The organism is Psychrobacter sp. NG25, assembly GCF_015234355.1.
Lineage (GTDB): Bacteria > Pseudomonadota > Gammaproteobacteria > Pseudomonadales > Moraxellaceae > Psychrobacter.
On sequence record NZ_JADGMV010000005.1, the window covers coordinates 206,668 to 223,837 of the forward strand.

The following is a 17,170-nucleotide window of genomic DNA, read 5'->3' on the forward strand; positions in this document are numbered from 1 at the left end:
TTAGTAATACATGATGACCAAATTCGACGTTCTCGCTATTTTTCCAATTATGGGTAAGTGAGAACGATAGAGTCTTTATTCTAATGACTAAACTGCTTTTGGCATAACTCCATAAAAGCACGTCCATATTGGCGAATTTCAGCATCGTCACGTACTGCCATCCAACTGGTAAAGCGACCGAAATGATCCACTGGTATCGCGGTCAAGTTCTGATAATGACTCGGTTCAAACGCCATCTCGGCGATAATACCAATGCCTAAACCAAGACCAACATACGTGCTAATAACATCAGCATCAAGTGCTGCTAGCACGATATCTGGCTCTAATCCTGCTTCATCAAAGGTTTTATCAATCGCACCACGTCCAGTAAAGCCACCATGATAGGTTACGATCGGATAGCTAGCCAGAGTCGGCAAATCAATAGACTCTTGATTGGCAAGTTCATGGTCGCTTGGCACAATGACTCGATGCGTCCAATCATAATAACGATAACAACGTAAATAGTTATTGTGTAGCAAAGACTCGGTTGCGATACCAATATCAGCCTGCCCACGAATGACCATTTGGGCGATGGTCTCTGGATCTGCCTGCTGTAGGATTAGATTGACCTTAGGAAAACGCTCTTTAAATTCTTTCACCACTTGCGGCAATACATAGCGTGCTTGTGTGTGAGTGGTGGCAATGGTCAATGTGCCGATATTTGGGTTATTAAAATCAAGACTAAGATTTTCAATGGTACGAATTTCAGCGAAGATAGACTCAATGTGAGGCATGAGCGCTGTGCCCATAGTCGTAAGACCTGTCAGGCGTTTGCCTTGACGCACAAAAACTTCAGTCTTTAGCTGATTTTCGAGCGCTGCAATATGCTTCGACAGACTGGATTGGCTGGTATGTAGTACGGTCGCTGCTTGACTTAAATTATAGCCATTAATCACTGTATGCCATACTGTTTCCAGCTGCTTGAGCTGAATCTGTAAATGTCGCTGATTGACCACTACATCGATTGCCATAACTTAGTCCTGTTATATAAATATACAAACCCTGTCCGTATACATAAAATAAAAATGTATCAATATATAGTAAGAGAACAGTGTAAAACAAAGTGGTTATTCTTGTATATACTAAATAGTTATCTATTTATATTTTTTTGGAATATAAATATAAATAAGGTGTATTGGAGATTTTTTAGAGTCTCTAAAAGTATTTATACCGTCTTTTGTCAGCGAGTTGTTGACCCTTGAAATGAGGGCATACCCTAAGACAATATGATACAAACATAAAAAAACAGCCACCTTTCGATGACTGTCTTAGTTTACAACTTAAATAATGATGTTACCTTCAGTGAGTCTTAGCTAAAACGATCCGCATTCATGACTTTGTTCCAAGCATTTACAAAGTCTTTAACGAACTTCTCTAAGTTATCATCTTGTGCGTAGAGCTCAGCATAAGCGCGTAAGATAGAGTTAGAGCCAAACACGAGGTCGACACGGCTGGCTTGCCATTTCACGTTGCCAGTAGAGCGCTCACGCAATTCGTATAGTGTCGTGGCTTCATTGTTATCCGTCTTAATAGGATTCCAAGTGTAGCTCATGTCAGTCAAGTTCACGAAGAAGTCATTGCTAAGCGTACCCGCACGCTCAGTGAAAACGCCTTGCTGGCTTTGAGCATAGTTGGTATCAAGTACACGCATGCCACCGATCAATACTACCATTTCAGGAGCCGTCAAACCCATTAGCTGTGTACGGTCTAATAGCATCTCTTCAGGAGAGACCACGTAGCTGCCTTTGATCCAGTTGCGATAGCCATCATGTAACGGTTCGAGATCAGAGAAGCTTTCTGCTTCAGTCATCTCGTCGCTAGCATCACCGCGACCGGCATTGAATGGTACTGTAATCTCAACACCTGCACTCGCTGCGGATTTTTCAATGGCGGTATTACCAGCCAATACGATTAGATCTGCTATGCTTACTTCTTTATCAAAGTTCGTTTGAATAGTCGTAAGTGCTGCAAGTACACGTGCTAATTGCTCAGGCTCATTACCCAACCAGTCTTTTTGCGGCGCTAAACGAATGCGTGCACCATTGGCACCGCCACGATAATCTGAAGCACGGAAGGTACGAGCGCTGTCCCATGCGGTAATAATAAGCTCGCGATGATCAATACCACTGTCCAATATCTGTGCTTTTAGGCGATCGATATCATCAGTATTCAGATCAGCATTACCTTCTGGAATTGGATCCTGCCATGTGAAGTCTTCTGATGGTACATCTGCACCTAAGTAGCGAGATTTCGGTCCCAAATCGCGATGGGTTAGTTTAAACCAAGCTCTTGCAAACACCTCGTCGAAGTACTCTGGGTTATTGTGGAAATTCTCTGAAATTTCACGATAGATAGGATCTTTAATCATGGCCATATCAGCATCAGTCATGATTGGGTTATGGCGTACACTTGGGTCATGCGCATCTAAAGGACGATCTTCTTCTTTAATATCGACTGGCTCCCATTGCCACGCACCCGCTGGGCTCTTCGTTAATGCCCACTCATGATTGAGCAGTAGGTCAAAATACTCATAGTTCCATTCGGTTGGATTCGTGGTCCATGCGCCCTCGATACCACTTGAAACTGTATCGCCAGCATTACCTGTGCCTTTAGGGTTGCGCCAGCCTAGGCCTTGCTCTTTGATATCAGCGCCTTCTGGCTCATCTTCTAACAGACTGGCATCACCATTACCATGACACTTACCAACGGTGTGACCACCCGCTGTCAAGGCAACCGTCTCTTCATCATTCATCGACATACGACCAAACGTAGTACGGATGTCTTGTGCAGTTTTGATTGGATCAGGATTACCATCAACGCCTTCTGGGTTGACGTAGATCAAGCCCATTTGAACAGCGGCTAAAGGATTCTCTAAAGATTCGCGCGCTTCATCATTGTCGTAACGGTTTTTGGTAGCGGCAAGCCACTCACGCTCAGAACCCCAATAGATATCTTTTTCTGGATGCCAGATATCAGCGCGTCCACCAGCAAAACCTAAGGTCTTAAAGCCCATAGACTCATAAGCCATGTTACCTGCTAGGATCATCAAGTCTGCCCAAGACAGTTTATTGCCGTATTTTTTCTTGACTGGCCACAACAGACGACGTGCTTTGTCCAAGTTGACGTTGTCCGGCCAGCTGTTTAGAGGGGCAAAGCGTTGATTACCCGTATTAGAACCACCACGGCCATCAGCACGGCGATACGTACCAGCCGAATGCCAAGCCATACGAATCATCAATCCACCATAGTGTCCCCAATCTGCTGGCCACCATTCTTGTGATTCTGTCATTAGGTTTTTCAGATCAGTTTTGACTGCTTCTAAGTCTAGCTGTTTGAATGCTTCAGCATAATCAAAATCTGCACCCATTGGGTCAGTTTTGTAATCTTGCTGATGTAAGATATCTAGATTAAGCGCGTTTGGCCACCAATCTGTCGCAGCAGATGAAGTGGTAGTATGTGCTTGATGCATAACTGGGCAGCCACCCATACTAGGACGCTGAGGCTCGTGCGAGTTATCAACGTTTTCGCTATGGATCGTTGGGCCTTGACCATCGCCTTGATCATAGGTGGTATTGGTTGATACAGTATTGCTGGCTTTATGATCTACAGGACAGCCGCTAGTATCTGCTGTGTTCTTATTGTCAGTTGAAGTATTGGTTGAGTCAGACATGGTATTACTCCTGGGTTATGATAATCGAAAAGAACAAACCGTTAATCTTGGTAACCGTTGTTTATGTAAAGAGCATAACCAAACTTAGTAGATTTATAAAACTAATATATAAGAATCATATGTTTTAAATTATTAATCATAAAAAGCTTGATGTTTTGTTTATTAAAATCGTTGTTAGTACCACCGCTCATTACTATCGGTTTAGTAATGGCTATTTGAACATACGGTAAACCTACCAAGCAGGCATCCATTCCATTTTTGTTTATATATTGCCCATCTATTACATGTTGCCCATTGATAATGCCATTATTAGAACCCTTTAAAAAGGGGTGATAGTAAGAAAAAAGAAAGCCAAACCAACCCTATTGAAATATTACTACCATTTGCGTTACTACTTAGAAAGATAGTCTACTGTACAAAGGCTACGAGCCATAAGTTAATGTAAAAACATCTAGTCAAAATAAAGGTTCTCAAGTACCATAACTGAATTTTGTTGTAATCGTAATATTGGTGCAACGTAGAGCAATTTTTATCGATCCTTTCATTTGTAACTTATTCTAAAGATTGATAAAAATTGTGCACGGTTGTGTTCTTTGTCTGAATTGTTGGTGAGTTATTATGTCTGCTGTCAAATCTGTGCCACCCAATCAACTGGCTGTCAAAAAATCATGGGGAGAGGCTGCAAAAGCTTATTTAGACCCCCGTGTCATTATCATGTTGTTTTTGGGCTTTTCAGCGGGTATTCCCATACTGCTTATTTTCTCAAGCTTGTCCTTATGGTTAAGAGAAGCTGGCATTGATCGTAGCGTCGTGACTATGTTTAGTTGGGCCGCACTTGGCTATTCGTTTAAGTTTATATGGGCACCATTAATCGATGCGCTCCCTGTGCCATTTCTGACCAAGTGGTTGGGCCGACGCCGTAGTTGGATGGTGGTATCGCAGCTACTTATCATATTGGCTATCTTTTTGATGGCAAATGTAAACCCTGTTAGTGAAGACGTTTTAGTCTACATGGCAGGGGCTGCGGTGCTGTTGGGCTTCTCTTCTGCCACACAAGATATCGTGATTGATGCTTACCGCATTGAATTGGCACCGCCATCGATGCAGTCGATTTTATCTTCTATCTACGTATCAGGCTATCGCATCGGTATGATTGTCGCTGGGGCAGGCGCTTTATATTTGGCTGACTTTTTTGGCTCGAATGAGACTTTTTATAGTTATGAGGCATGGCGTAATACTTACTACATCATGGCAGGCGTCATGACGCTAGGGGTATTAACCACGTTTGCCAGCTATGAGCCAACGGCTGAGACGGTACAATACAAAAAGCAGAAGAGCAATCTTAAGGTATTTCTGATTTATTCTGGTTTACTACTAATACCGGGATTGATTTTTAGTTTGATATATCTAATCAATATTTTGGTCAATAAAGTATTTAGCAGTACCATAGCGATGATACCGTTAATAGCCATGCCAGCGATTAAATTTTACTTTTTGGCCTTGGTCGCTTGTGCGCCTTTATTACTGCTGTACTTTATTATCAACCAACCTAAAATTATTAATAAAGCCCCATTGGTTGCTGAAACTCGCGAAGATTACGTAAGATTGGTATTGCTGTTTGTATTCTCTGTCGTCGCGTTCGTTATGGCTTATGTCTTGATTGGTCCGTTATTTCCAGAGTTCGAAGGCGCGTTTTCTAGCTTTTTTGTAGAAACATTACATCTGCTGATAAGCTTGGGTGTGGCAATGGCGGCAGGTTATGCACTCGTACAAGTAGGGTTGGTCAAAAAAGAAGTGGCGATGGCCACTTGGGTTGAGCCAATTTTAGATTTCTTTAGACGCTATGGTAAAAAGGCGTTTTTATTATTGGCACTCATTGGTTTATACCGTATTTCAGATATTGTGGCGGGCGTGATCTCCAACGTCTTTTATCAGGACATGGGTTTTAGTAAGACTGATATCGCCAACGCAGTAAAGCTCGTCGGCGTGATTATGGCGATTGCGGGTGGGTTCTTGGGTGGGCTATTAGCACAGCGTTTCCGTATGATGCATGCCATGATGATTGGCGCAATTCTGGCGTGTGTGACCAATTTGTTATTTGTGCTACTCACTTACAATCCAGGCAGTTTGCCGTTTATGTATGTTGCGGTCATATTTGATAACTTAGCAGCAGGACTGGCCAGTGCGGTGTTTATTGCTTTCTTATCAGCGTTGACCTCCATACGTTTTACAGCAGTACAGTACGCTATTTTCTCATCACTCATGACGTTGATTCCTAAAGTCATGGGCGGATATTCGGGTGCTATCGTCGATAATATGGGCTATCCATTTTTCTTCATTTTTACCTTTGCGATAGGTATTCCGATTCTGGCACTGATTTACTATGTCGATAAGCATATCGTCATTGGAGACAACGATGACATTTATGGCGATGCTGATGACAACAGTGATGGAAACAGTAGTAATGGTATAGGGGATAAATTAACTAAGTCTAATCCAAGTCTGTCCGATACCAAAGAACCACCACGTGCTACGGAGTAGTGGCTGCATCTGGTTTTATCTTATTCCCCACGCACACTATTTTTAAGAGCTATCTATGACAGTATCCATTCATCAGATGAAGCAGCACATTCAGCAATTGATGAATGAGGCTGTAAACAGCAAGCTACCGTCATTTTGGTTCACAGATTGGCTGTTGCATGTCGTTGATAAACCTGCGATAGCGCTAATTACTGATGAAGATTATCAGCTAACAGACAGCGAATTTGAGCAGTTTAATACAGGTGTGGCCAAGATGCAGGCGGGAATACCGCTTGCATATTTGACGGGTCAACAGGAGTTTTGGTCGCTGACGTTTACTGTCAATGAGCATACGTTGATTCCTAGACCTGATACTGAGGTATTGATTGAGCAAGTATTAAGTTGGATAGACACTCAATCAAAGTGTACAGATGATAGTCAACCAAAGCGCTTGCTTGATTTGGGTACAGGGTCAGGCTGTATCGCGATCAGCCTAGCGCATGAATTAAAGTCAAAAAATATTGGTCATACACCTGATAGCTGGCAAGTGGTTGCGGTTGATTTGTCATTAGAGGCGCTGAAAGTAGCTGAGCATAACGCGGCTATCAATGACGTCGCTGATATTGAGTTTATACAAAGCAGTTGGTATGACAGTCTACCTACTGATGACAGTCAGCGATTCGATGTCATTGTGTCCAATCCTCCTTATATTGATGAGGAAGATGAGCACTTGGCTCGTTTAGTCGCTGAACCTATTAGCGCGTTAAGTGCCCCCAATCATGGACTGGCTGATATAGAGGATATCGTCCAGACGGCTTCGCAATACTTGCGTGCAGGGGGATTGTTAGCGATTGAACATGGCTTCGATCAAGGAGCACAGGTTAGACAGTTGTTTTTGGATAATGGCTTTGAGTCTGTTCATACGGTAAAAGACTACGGTAATAATGACCGTGTGACGCTAGGGCAAATTTAATAAGCAGATTCTGTGTTGACAGACTGCTTCACTCATAGATTTTGGTAATAAATATGGCACATTCATTAGAGACAGCACAGCTATCAGATGAAGATCTACTGCGTTATGCAAGGCAGATATTACTCGATGGCTGGGATATCGATGCTCAGATACGCTTGAAGTCGTCTCGTGTGGTCATGATAGGCGCAGGCGGTCTAGGTTGTCCTGCTTCTGAGACGCTAGTGCGTGCAGGACTTGGGTACATTCATCTCATTGATGATGATGAGATTGAGGCCAGTAACTTACAGCGCCAGACATTGTTTTTACCTGAAGATATCGGTAAGCCTAAAGCGATAGCAGCGGCGCAGATGTTAGAGAAGACCAATGCTTTAATTACTGCTCGCGGTACAGTGGCACGATTGAATGAAGACAATGCTTATGAATTACTTGATATAGCGACCGGTAAGCCTGATTTGCTCTTAGACTGTACTGATAATTTTGCCACACGTGATATGATCAATCGTATTAGTGTGCGTTATCAGATTCCATTATTGTCTGCTTCGGCAATTGCGATGCAAGGGCAGTTAGCTTTGTATGAGCCACAGTTAAACACTGGCTGCTATCATTGCGTGTTTGGTTCAGTGGTGAGCGATACAGAGTCTGATGAGCGTACTTGTGCCAACTCAGGTGTGCTTGCTAGCACGACTGCGATTATGGGGAATTTGCAAGCCAACGCTGCTCTACAATACCTTGGATTAACCAAAAATCCACTGACAAATAAGCTGCTCATATGGGATGGTAGCCAAATGCAACAACGGCTAATGGGCTATCGCCAAGATGCAGAGTGTCCTGTCTGTAGCAGTCATTAATCAATAGATATGAATTAGTGGCTACTTGGTTTATCTGCATATATTACCGTCTATTTTCCCACATCCTTTTTATGACCATAGTTGTTTCTTATGAAAATTCACCGTCCGCATTTATTAAAACATACGTTCAATGTTGTCAATCGTGTTCGCCAAACGGCGAGTGTCGCTGGCCTGTCAGCGCTTAGAGTCGCGAGAGGGGAAAAGCCCGACGCGATGCTATTAAAAGAAACGTTCGAGCAATTGGGTACGACTTATATCAAGATTGGCCAATTCATCGCTAGCACGCCGTCTTTATTTCCACGTGAGTACGTAAAAGCCTTTCAAAGCTGCTTAGATCAAACCACGCCCTTGTCTTATGCTTATATCGAGCAGGTACTAAAAGAAGAGTTGGCTACTGACGGCATGACGCTGGATGACAAGTTTGCCCATATCGACTCAGAGCCATTGGCTTCAGCGTCTATTGCCCAAGTGCATGCCGCACGATTGCATAATGGCGATGAAGTGGTGTTAAAGGTGCAAAAGCCTAACGTTGAGACGATTATGCAGACGGATTTGGGCGTATTGCATGGCGTAACCAAATTACTTGAAATCCTTATGCCATCGATGAAGTTTGCTAGTATTGCGCCAATTATCGATGAGATTCGTCTGCGTATGTTAGCAGAGACAGATTTTATCGCTGAGGCACAGAATATCCGCGATTTTCAGCAGTTTTTAGCCGTATCAGGCAATACTCGTGTGGTGGCTCCGACCGTATATGAAGCGTTGACCACTAAGCGTGTCCTGACCATGAGTCGCTTGTATGGTGTCTCTATGGTCGATGAATCACTCATGCGTCAATACTGTGCTGATCCTGCGCAAGTTATGGCAGATACGTTGAACACATGGTTTGCCAGTCTAATGCTGTGCAATAGTTTTCATGCTGATTTACATGCGGGCAATTTGATGCTATTGACTGATGGCCGCATTGGGTTTTTAGATTTTGGCATCGTTGGTAAGCTAAAAGCAGAAAGCTGGCGGGCGTGTATGGGTATGATGCAAGCCATGCAAGACAGTGACTATCAAGCAATGGCGCGTCATATGATTGATATGGAGATGACGCATGGTGGCAATCAGGTCGATGTGGTGGCACTAGGTGATGATCTACAGCGTATGATGAAAACCATCATGGCAGAGGACAGAGCATTTACGAGTGGCGTACCTTTTAATAGTAAAGAACAAGCCGATGAGCTGAATCAAATGATGCTTGAGATTGTGGAAGTAGGTAAGCGTCATGGTATTCATTTCCCACGTGATTTTGCCTTATTGACCAAGCAGATGCTATATTTTGATCGGTTTATGCGTACACTTGCGCCGGATATGGACATGTTTAGCGATCAGCGTGTGCAAATGTTAGGGCAAGCATAAGGCATTGCTCAGTTCTATACAACCGCTATGCTTTCAATACGTTCAATATCATTTGCATCCTCTGATACAGAGGGCTTTGTGGTCATTGCCGAAAATCAGCTCTGTCATGATTACGCCCTCTAAAAGCTTTTCTTTCCTGTACTTGGTGTACTCACTCACGAATTTAGCAGCAGTTGTTTACACCACGCTACGACTAAACACTTCTCGCAACTCAAAACTGGTATGTACTTGGGCGACGCCTTCGATACGATTCAATCTATGCAATAAAAACTCTTCATAATGCGCCATGTCACGTACTCTGACTTTAATGAGATAGTCTTCAGAACGCCCTGTGACAATACTGCAGCTAATGACTTCATCGAAGCTCTGTATTTTGGATTCAAACTGTTCAAAACGCTCGGCAGTATGACGATCCATACTGATAGCAATGAACACGGCCAGCGGGTAGCCAAGCTTTTGCGCATCTGTTTTGGTGTAGTAGCCAGTGATAACGCCAGCATCTTCTAAGCGTTTGATACGGCGAGCACAAGGCGTGGCTGAAAGGTTTACGTGTTCAGCAAGCTCTGTGATGCTCATGCGTGCCTGAGTCTGTAATAAGCGTAATAATTGTCTATCGGTCTCATCTATATCAGCCAAAAAGGTGCTATCGAAAGGGCTACTTGGCATAATTTATGACCTTATTAGTGAATTCATCTAATTATACTTATCAATGTAAACTTTTCCACTAAAAAAACCTAAAATTATATAAAATAAAGCCGATTTCTATCTTGCAAACTTTGATATTATAATGACATAAACATTGGTTATCTCGTATGAGAAAGATTGACCTAGTCATCAGCCATTTAGCTCAAATATAAATTCCCATACTTTCTAAGGATTGATTATGTCTGACCAAGCCACACGCACTGTAGCCGCTACGACTGCAAAGGTTACACCCAAAAATGCCGCGTTTGATTATAAAAAGTATCGTCCATTTGCATTTGCACCATCGTTGCTAGATCGTACTTGGCCGAGCAAGACAATTGAGAAATCACCGATATGGGCAAGTGTGGATCTGCGTGATGGTAACCAAGCACTGATTGATCCGATGACTATCGAACAAAAAATGCGCTTTTTTGAGACTCTAGTCGATGTGGGTTTTAAAGAGATTGAAATTGGTTTTCCATCAGCTGCGCAAGTTGAGTTCGATTTTGCTCGTAAACTTATCGAAGAAAACCATGTGCCTGATGATGTGACTTTGCAAGTTTTGGTACAAGCTCGTGAGCATTTGATTGCTCGTACCTTTGAATCATTAAAAGGTGCGAAGCGTGCTGTTGTCCACGTGTATAACTCAACATGCCGCATTCAACGTGAAAAAGTCTATGGCAAAGACAAAGCCGAGATTAAAGAAATTGCTATTACGGGTGCCAAGCTATTGCAGCAATATGCCGCGAAATATCCTGAGACAGAGTGGGTCTTTCAGTATTCACCAGAAAGCTTTAGCCAAACAGAGACTGAGTATGCAGTAGAAGTCTGTGATGCAGTCTGTGACGTATGGCAACCGCAACATGGCCAGGAAGTAATCTTTAACTTACCAGCGACGGTTGAAGCATCTATGCCTAACGTTTTTGCTGATCAAGTTGAGTATTTCTGCCGTCATCTTGCCCAGCGTGAGCATGTGATTGTCAGCTTGCATACGCATAATGACCGAGGCTGTGCGGTTGCTGCTGCTGAGCTTGGTGTATTGGCTGGTGCGGATCGTATTGAGGGTACGTTATTGGGTAATGGTGAGCGTACCGGTAACATGGATATTATGGTCATGGCGATGAACTTGTTTAGCCAAGGTATCGATCCAAATCTTGATTTTAGTAATATGAGTGAAATCGTTCAGGTCGTTAGCGAATGTAATAATTTGCCTTTGCATCCACGTCATCCTTATGTTGGTGAGCTAGTATTCACTGCTTTCAGTGGCTCGCATCAAGATGCCATCAAAAAATCTCTCGATTATAATGAAAAGCATCAAGACGAAACAGATAATGTGTGGGATGTGGCTTATTTGCCGATTGATCCGGCGCATATTGGTCGTAGCTATCAAGACGTGGTACGTATCAACAGTCAGTCGGGTAAAGGCGGAGTCGCTTATATCTTGCAGCGTAATTATGGCTTTAACTTACCGCGTTGGATGCAAATTGACTTTAGCGGTGTGGTACAAAAGCAAGCTGAAAGTGCAGCACGTGAATTACAAAATGACGAGATTTTACAGGCGTTTGAAAACACCTATCTACAGCAAGGTGAGTTTGAGCTATTAGATTATAGTGTCAATAATAAAGCGGGTGAAGTGTGCTTTGACGGTCAAGTACAAATGAATGGTGAAACCATCAATATTGATGGTACAGGTAACGGTCCATTGTCATCATTCATCGATGGTCTTGCTCAGCATACAGGCAAGTCGATACATGTTATCAATTATGCTGAACATGCGATCAATCCGCAGCACAATAGCGGTGATGGCATCGACGATGACACCAATCGTGATAACAAAACCAATGCCAACGCAGCAGCTTATATTCAGCTAAATGTCGATGGTGAGGTTTACTCAGGTATCGGTACTTGTAGTAGCACCGTGTCAGCCATGCTAAAAGGTGCATTATCAGCCTTTGCTCAAGCACTTGGCACTGTGACTACTGCTTAATATCAGAAAAAATTAAGTTTGAGATATAGTCTGTTCAATATAACTTGGATACAAGGAAGGCGAGTGAAAGTGCTACTAGTAGTAGACTAAGCGAGACTAACACCGTATCCAACTTATAGAGGATTGACTATAGCAAATAACATCATCGCTTCTTGCTTATAGCAAGTGAAGTGATGGTGTTATTTTTTTGTATAAGAAAAAGAAAAGCCATTTTAGAGGGTGCTACCGCAACACAGTCTATATTTGAACTGCTTAGCGTGCTAAGACCAATAGCATAATATTACTTGTGTTTTTGGTGTCTAAGACTTACGCTAATGTATATAGTACCTATTATTATATTAATATAAACATAAGGTTAATCATGGAACCTCTATCCTTTGCTTCAGTGACATTGGCATCTATTCTGGCTTCAGTGCCAGCAAATGGTGAAATTATCACTAAGCCGACCATTACTACCCATATTAGTCCAGCTATTGCAGGACAATGGGAGATCGACTTAGATAGTCCAATTACGATGACAAAAGAAGCCAAAGCGGAGCAAGATACGCTGAAATCTTCCCAACAGGCGGAAAGTACCGAGCCTAAAGTAATGGCTAGTATAGAGGGCGGTATTTTCTCGCAAAGTGAAAATCGTGTTTTTGATATCAAGCCTAATATGAATACAACATTGAGCGCATCTGCGAAAAAGCCAAATCAGTGCCGCGAGCTGTATAATTTTGGGGCTGACAATGAGATGTGGGCAGTGAGCGGTAAAGAGCGAACTTACAGTCGTTATTTGGTCACGCACCGAGAGGAAGGGCTACCAGTCATTGCTATTAGAACGGTCTCTGATAATAATGAAATAGACTGCTCTGGTAATCAAGTTGACCAGACTGGCGAAGCATTGATTGCTTTTTTGAATCACGATGGTAATCAGATGCAGTGGTGTGCAGATCCTGAAGGAAAGGAATGTTTTATGAATTTTCATAAAGTGTTGCCATAGAGAACAGGTGTTTATCATCTACCACCGCTCATCGATTTCTACATATGGCTATATGCATTAAAGTATAGCTATCTAGCATCAAGCGCTTTACCTAACTCTATTACTTGTACAAATAAAAAAACCGCTATCTATTTAGATAGCGGTTTTTTAGGTTATGAGTCAGTTGAATAACTTATGACTTGGCTTTTTCTTTATTCGCAGTCAAAAGCTCTCTTTCGAGATAATGAATATTTTGCGCTTCATGAACAAAGTTATCATCTGCCAAAATCACATCACGATGTAGCGGTATATTGGTTTTGATACCTTCAATCACTAATTCATCGAGTGCATGCAACGTTTTAGATATTGCTTGCTGACGTGTTTGGCCATGGCAAATAAGCTTACCGATCAATGAATCATAATAGGTCGGTATCTCATATCCAGGGTATAGGTGCGAGTCAAAACGCACACCTGAGCCACTTGGCGCAAACAATTGGCTAACGGTACCAGGACAAGGCACAAAGGTCGCAGCATCTTCAGCATTAATACGACATTCAATCGCGTGGCCTTGGATTTCAATTTCGCTTTGACGATAAGACAACCCATAACCAGCTGCAATCTTAAGCTGCTCAACGACCACATCAATGCCAGTAATCATTTCGGTCACAGGATGTTCAACCTGTACACGAGTATTCATTTCAATAAAGAAGAACTCGTTGTTTTCAAATAAAAACTCAAAAGTTCCCGCGCCGCGATATTTTACGAGCTCGCATGCTTTGACACAGGCTCTTAAAATAGGCTCGCGTACGTCGTCAGGGATATCTGGTGCAGGGGCTTCTTCCAGTACTTTTTGATGACGACGTTGTAATGAGCAATCACGGTCATATAGATGGATAGCGTTACCGTTACCGTCACCAAGTACCTGTACTTCTACGTGGCGTGGGTTTTGTAGATAGCGTTCCATATAGACCGTATCATCACCAAACCATAGCTCAGCTTCTTGTTTGGCAGCTTGTACTTGTCCGATCACTTCTTCAAAGCGTTCAACGACACGCATACCGCGACCACCGCCGCCAGAAGCTGCTTTGATCAATAGGGGAAAGCCGATATTGCGTGCTTGTTCTTCAGCGTTATGTAGTGTCACAGCACCAACAGAACCAGGTACGGTAGGCACACCCGCTTTTTTCATGGCATTGATAGCAGAAACTTTATTACCCATTAAGCGGATATGATCAGCATTAGGACCAACAAAAGTCAAACCAGCTTCTTCAACTTGTTCAGCGAATTCAGCATTCTCTGATAAAAAGCCATAACCAGGATGAATGGCATCGGCACCAGTGATTTCAGCAGCAGTTAGAATAGTATTGATATCAAGATAGCTTTGATTGGCATTAGGTTTGCCAATACAGATTGCCTCATCAACAAAACGCAGGTGCATCAAGTTAGCATCAGCCGTGGAGTAGACACCTACGGTCTCTATTCCAAGAGCTTTACAAGCTCGAACGATACGTAGGGCAATCTCACCTCTATTGGCGATGAGCAGTTTTTTTATCATGGGGTCATCCTTGTCGAAGCGGCAGTCATTGATAGAGTCGCTATTTTGGCATCATGAACCTAAGCTATTATAGTCAATGCACTATAACTTAAATTCAGATGCCAAAGGGTAACGAGGTCTCAATCATAATGAGATAAAGTGTGGCGAAAGTTATCGTTATGCTTTGTAGCGTACGATAGGTTGGCCAAACTGTACTACTTCAGAGTTGTCGACTAAGATTTCGTCAATGACGCCACTTTGAGTTGCTTCAAGCGGATTCATGATTTTCATGGCTTCAATGATACCGAGTGTGTCACCCGCCTGTACCTTTTGTCCAACCTTAATGAAAGGTGGGTCATTAGGGCTAGGAGCTGAATAGTAAACGCCAACCATTGGTGATGTCTCAACGCTACCGGCTTTTACAGCTGGTTTTGCTTCGGCAGCAATGGGAGCCGCGCTCGCAGTAGGAGCAGCCATCATCGTTGGTGCAGGGGCATCATAGTGACGAGTCAAACTAATGTGTTCGTCGTCTGAGCTGATTTCTAAATTAACCAGTTCACTTTCTTCCATGAGTGCGATCAGAGTGCGTATTTTTTCAATATCCATAGTTTTAATTTTGCCTTGTACTAAATTCGAGAAATAGTGTAACTAAATATTGTGCAGATAATTGCTAATGATACCTATATTCACGTCAATGAGCAATCGATGTACAGTTGTTAACTGAGATTTTTTACATATTATGACGTACGCATATGTTATGCGTAAGAAATGCTCAATGATTTATCATAGTCTATGTAACCATATAGCGCCAGTGATGGTTACCAGATACTATAGTTAAATCCATATAAATCCGCTACATCGCCATTCTCATTAGCCATACTAATGTATCGCTTGCACTCGGCTTCCTTGTATCGAAATTGTTTGGAGCAACTATATGTTAGATAAACATGGTTTAGATAGTCTATTAAGCCCACTTTGCCGTTAAGCGTCTCTGTTGATAGCGTAGTCGCAGAGTCAGTAGAATAGACGATAAAAACAACCCTGTGATTAATGCCATCCAAAACCCTTGGGCGCCAACGTCAGTGAAACGTACCAAGTAAATACCGAGCGGTAGAGCAACTAGCCAATAGCAGAAGAGCGTGACCCACATTGGTATGGTCGTGTCTTGCATGCCGCGCAATATACCAGCAATGTTGACTTGCCAGCCATCAAATAACTGATAAGCCAGTGCAAAGATGAGCAAGTGCATAGCTTGTGCTCTGACCACTGGATTGTCAGTAAATGCTGCTGCCAGTTGTGGTCTAAATAGCCAGATTCCAATCATACAAGTAATGGCAATCAATACGGTCCAAATCAGCCCTGTGGCTTGTACTTGTCGTAATGCCATTAGGTTTTTTTCGCCGAAACGATTGGATATCATAATAGTCAGCGCCATGGCGACTGATATGGGTATCATAAATAGCTGTGAGGTTACCGCCAATGCTACTTGATGCGATGCTGTTGCTATCTCACCTAAGGGACTGATAACTAGGGCACCTAAGCTAAATAAGCTGGCTTCAAAAAATATCGAGATACCAATCGGAATGCCCAATTTCAGTAGTTTTTTGATCTGTTCACGATTAGGACTGGCAAAACCATAAAAAAAACGTGTGCTGGCAAACTGTTGTCGCTTAGTGAAGCTGGTATAAGCGGCAAGTAGCAGTACATTTATCCATAATACTAAGGCCGTCGCGACACCGCAGCCTGCGCCGCCCATCTCAGGCATGCCGAATAAACCATGAATAAAAATATAGTTAAGCGGAATATCTGCCAGTAGACCAATGATACTAATGACGGTGACAGGCTCAGGTCGTCCAAGCGCTTCGCAATAACTGCGTAGGACGGCATAGACAGCTAGTGCAGGGAAACCAAACGAGACACCATGCAAATACTGCGTGGCGATTGGCTGGATGTTTTCAGGTACCCCCATGATTCCAAGTACGTTTGGGGCCAAATTAACCACAATAAAGCCAATAATACCAATGACACCAGCAGTCCATAAGGATTGTTGTGTGATATGAGGTACTTGGTCATGCTTGTTTTGACCGATTGCCTCACCAATGAGAGGTGTGGTAGCAATCAAGATACCAGTGGCTAATAAAAATAACGGTAGCCAAATGCCAGAACCAACGGCAACAGCCGCCAAATCGAGCGCAGAGACTTGACCTGCCATAATGGCGTCGACTACGCCAAGTGCCGCTTGGCAAAATTGAGTAATCAAGATAGGTAGCGCGAGCACACCTAAGCGTAAGCTGTAGCTTTTAAAATCTCTAAAGGATAATGGGAAAACCATAGTGAGCAACTTTTTATTCTTTACGGTATTTATTAAGAACGAGCAAAACCTGCCATCAATAAACTAATAGCGAGACAGGGAGATAAGACGAAACAATTAGATAAGAATAGTGCCGACGATAATACTCCGATAAATAATATGAGCAAGCCTATAATGTTGCATAAGTAGATAGATAGAGTATGAAAAAAAGTGACGGCACTAAAATAAAAATAACCCGT

Annotated in this window: 12 protein-coding genes; 6 read left to right on the plus strand and 6 right to left on the minus strand. The window is 42.8% G+C overall.

What is annotated here, in order from left to right; genetic code table 11:
* Positions 1-80: 80 nt before the first annotated feature.
* Together IPZ60_RS09335 and katG are read right to left on the minus strand one after the other, a co-directional pair.
* Positions 81-1,010, minus strand: coding sequence for a LysR substrate-binding domain-containing protein (locus IPZ60_RS09335; protein WP_194197522.1), 930 nt, complete (start codon positions 1,008-1,010; stop codon positions 81-83).
* A 338-nt stretch (positions 1,011-1,348) separates the two neighbouring features.
* Positions 1,349-3,526: a catalase/peroxidase HPI gene (gene katG / locus IPZ60_RS09340; RefSeq protein ID WP_194197619.1), complete on the minus strand. Its 2,178-nt coding sequence runs from the start codon at positions 3,524-3,526 to the stop codon at positions 1,349-1,351.
* A gap of 801 nt (positions 3,527-4,327) precedes the next feature.
* On the opposite strand from katG, the gene IPZ60_RS09345 reads away from it, so the two are divergent.
* From IPZ60_RS09345 to IPZ60_RS09360, 4 genes are all read left to right on the plus strand, one after another.
* A complete protein-coding gene (locus IPZ60_RS09345) occupies positions 4,328-6,250 on the plus strand; it encodes an MFS transporter (protein WP_194197523.1) in 1,923 nt (640 codons plus the stop codon).
* A gap of 55 nt (positions 6,251-6,305) precedes the next feature.
* Positions 6,306-7,202: a peptide chain release factor N(5)-glutamine methyltransferase gene (gene prmC / locus IPZ60_RS09350; RefSeq protein WP_194197524.1), complete on the plus strand. Its 897-nt coding sequence runs from the start codon at positions 6,306-6,308 to the stop codon at positions 7,200-7,202.
* 53 nt (positions 7,203-7,255) lie between these two features.
* Positions 7,256-8,050: a HesA/MoeB/ThiF family protein gene (locus IPZ60_RS09355; protein ID WP_194197525.1), complete on the plus strand. Its 795-nt coding sequence runs from the start codon at positions 7,256-7,258 to the stop codon at positions 8,048-8,050.
* 90 nt (positions 8,051-8,140) lie between these two features.
* On the plus strand, positions 8,141-9,454 hold the full coding sequence (locus tag IPZ60_RS09360; RefSeq protein WP_194197526.1) for an AarF/ABC1/UbiB kinase family protein: 1,314 nt from the start codon (positions 8,141-8,143) through the stop codon (positions 9,452-9,454).
* Positions 9,455-9,631: 177 nt separating this feature from the next.
* Here IPZ60_RS09360 and IPZ60_RS09365 read toward each other — a convergent pair whose 3' ends face one another.
* Positions 9,632-10,120 (minus strand): Lrp/AsnC family transcriptional regulator, encoded by a 489-nt coding sequence (locus tag IPZ60_RS09365; protein WP_194197527.1) that lies wholly within the window; start codon positions 10,118-10,120, stop codon positions 9,632-9,634.
* A gap of 217 nt (positions 10,121-10,337) precedes the next feature.
* Between IPZ60_RS09365 and leuA the strand changes: the two genes are divergently transcribed.
* Together leuA and IPZ60_RS09375 are read left to right on the plus strand one after the other, a co-directional pair.
* Positions 10,338-12,125 carry a 2-isopropylmalate synthase gene (gene leuA, locus IPZ60_RS09370; protein WP_194197528.1) on the plus strand — a complete coding sequence of 596 codons (1,788 nt, stop codon included), beginning with the start codon at positions 10,338-10,340 and terminating at the stop codon, positions 12,123-12,125.
* A 361-nt stretch (positions 12,126-12,486) separates the two neighbouring features.
* Positions 12,487-13,107: a hypothetical protein gene (locus IPZ60_RS09375; protein WP_194197529.1), complete on the plus strand. Its 621-nt coding sequence runs from the start codon at positions 12,487-12,489 to the stop codon at positions 13,105-13,107.
* Between the two features lie 172 nt (positions 13,108-13,279).
* On the opposite strand, the gene accC is transcribed toward IPZ60_RS09375, so the two are convergent.
* From accC to IPZ60_RS09390, 3 genes are all read right to left on the minus strand, one after another.
* A complete protein-coding gene (gene accC, locus IPZ60_RS09380) occupies positions 13,280-14,641 on the minus strand; it encodes an acetyl-CoA carboxylase biotin carboxylase subunit (RefSeq protein ID WP_110922932.1) in 1,362 nt (453 codons plus the stop codon).
* Positions 14,642-14,797: 156 nt separating this feature from the next.
* Entirely contained in the window at positions 14,798-15,226 is a 429-nt protein-coding gene (accB, locus tag IPZ60_RS09385; RefSeq protein WP_110922931.1) for an acetyl-CoA carboxylase biotin carboxyl carrier protein, read from the minus strand.
* Between the two features lie 358 nt (positions 15,227-15,584).
* Complete coding sequence (locus IPZ60_RS09390) at positions 15,585-16,952, minus strand: MATE family efflux transporter (RefSeq protein ID WP_194197530.1); 1,368 nt, start codon at positions 16,950-16,952, stop codon at positions 15,585-15,587.
* Between the last annotated feature and the right edge of the window lie 218 nt (positions 16,953-17,170).

Excerpts from the sequence above, each read along its gene's own strand:
- IPZ60_RS09335 (WP_194197522.1), bottom strand. The coding sequence starts at position 1,010 with ATGGCAATCGATGTAGTGGTCAATCAGCGACATTTACAGATTCAGCTC.
- katG (WP_194197619.1), bottom strand. The coding sequence starts at position 3,526 with ATGGGTGGCTGCCCAGTTATGCATCAAGCACATACTACCACTTCATCT.
- IPZ60_RS09345 (WP_194197523.1), top strand. The coding sequence starts at position 4,328 with ATGTCTGCTGTCAAATCTGTGCCACCCAATCAACTGGCTGTCAAAAAA.
- prmC (WP_194197524.1), top strand. The coding sequence starts at position 6,306 with ATGACAGTATCCATTCATCAGATGAAGCAGCACATTCAGCAATTGATG.
- IPZ60_RS09355 (WP_194197525.1), top strand. The coding sequence starts at position 7,256 with ATGGCACATTCATTAGAGACAGCACAGCTATCAGATGAAGATCTACTG.
- IPZ60_RS09360 (WP_194197526.1), top strand. The coding sequence starts at position 8,141 with ATGAAAATTCACCGTCCGCATTTATTAAAACATACGTTCAATGTTGTC.
- IPZ60_RS09365 (WP_194197527.1), bottom strand. The coding sequence starts at position 10,120 with ATGCCAAGTAGCCCTTTCGATAGCACCTTTTTGGCTGATATAGATGAG.
- leuA (WP_194197528.1), top strand. The coding sequence starts at position 10,338 with ATGTCTGACCAAGCCACACGCACTGTAGCCGCTACGACTGCAAAGGTT.
- IPZ60_RS09375 (WP_194197529.1), top strand. The coding sequence starts at position 12,487 with ATGGAACCTCTATCCTTTGCTTCAGTGACATTGGCATCTATTCTGGCT.
- accC (WP_110922932.1), bottom strand. The coding sequence starts at position 14,641 with ATGATAAAAAAACTGCTCATCGCCAATAGAGGTGAGATTGCCCTACGT.
- accB (WP_110922931.1), bottom strand. The coding sequence starts at position 15,226 with ATGGATATTGAAAAAATACGCACTCTGATCGCACTCATGGAAGAAAGT.
- IPZ60_RS09390 (WP_194197530.1), bottom strand. The coding sequence starts at position 16,952 with ATGGTTTTCCCATTATCCTTTAGAGATTTTAAAAGCTACAGCTTACGC.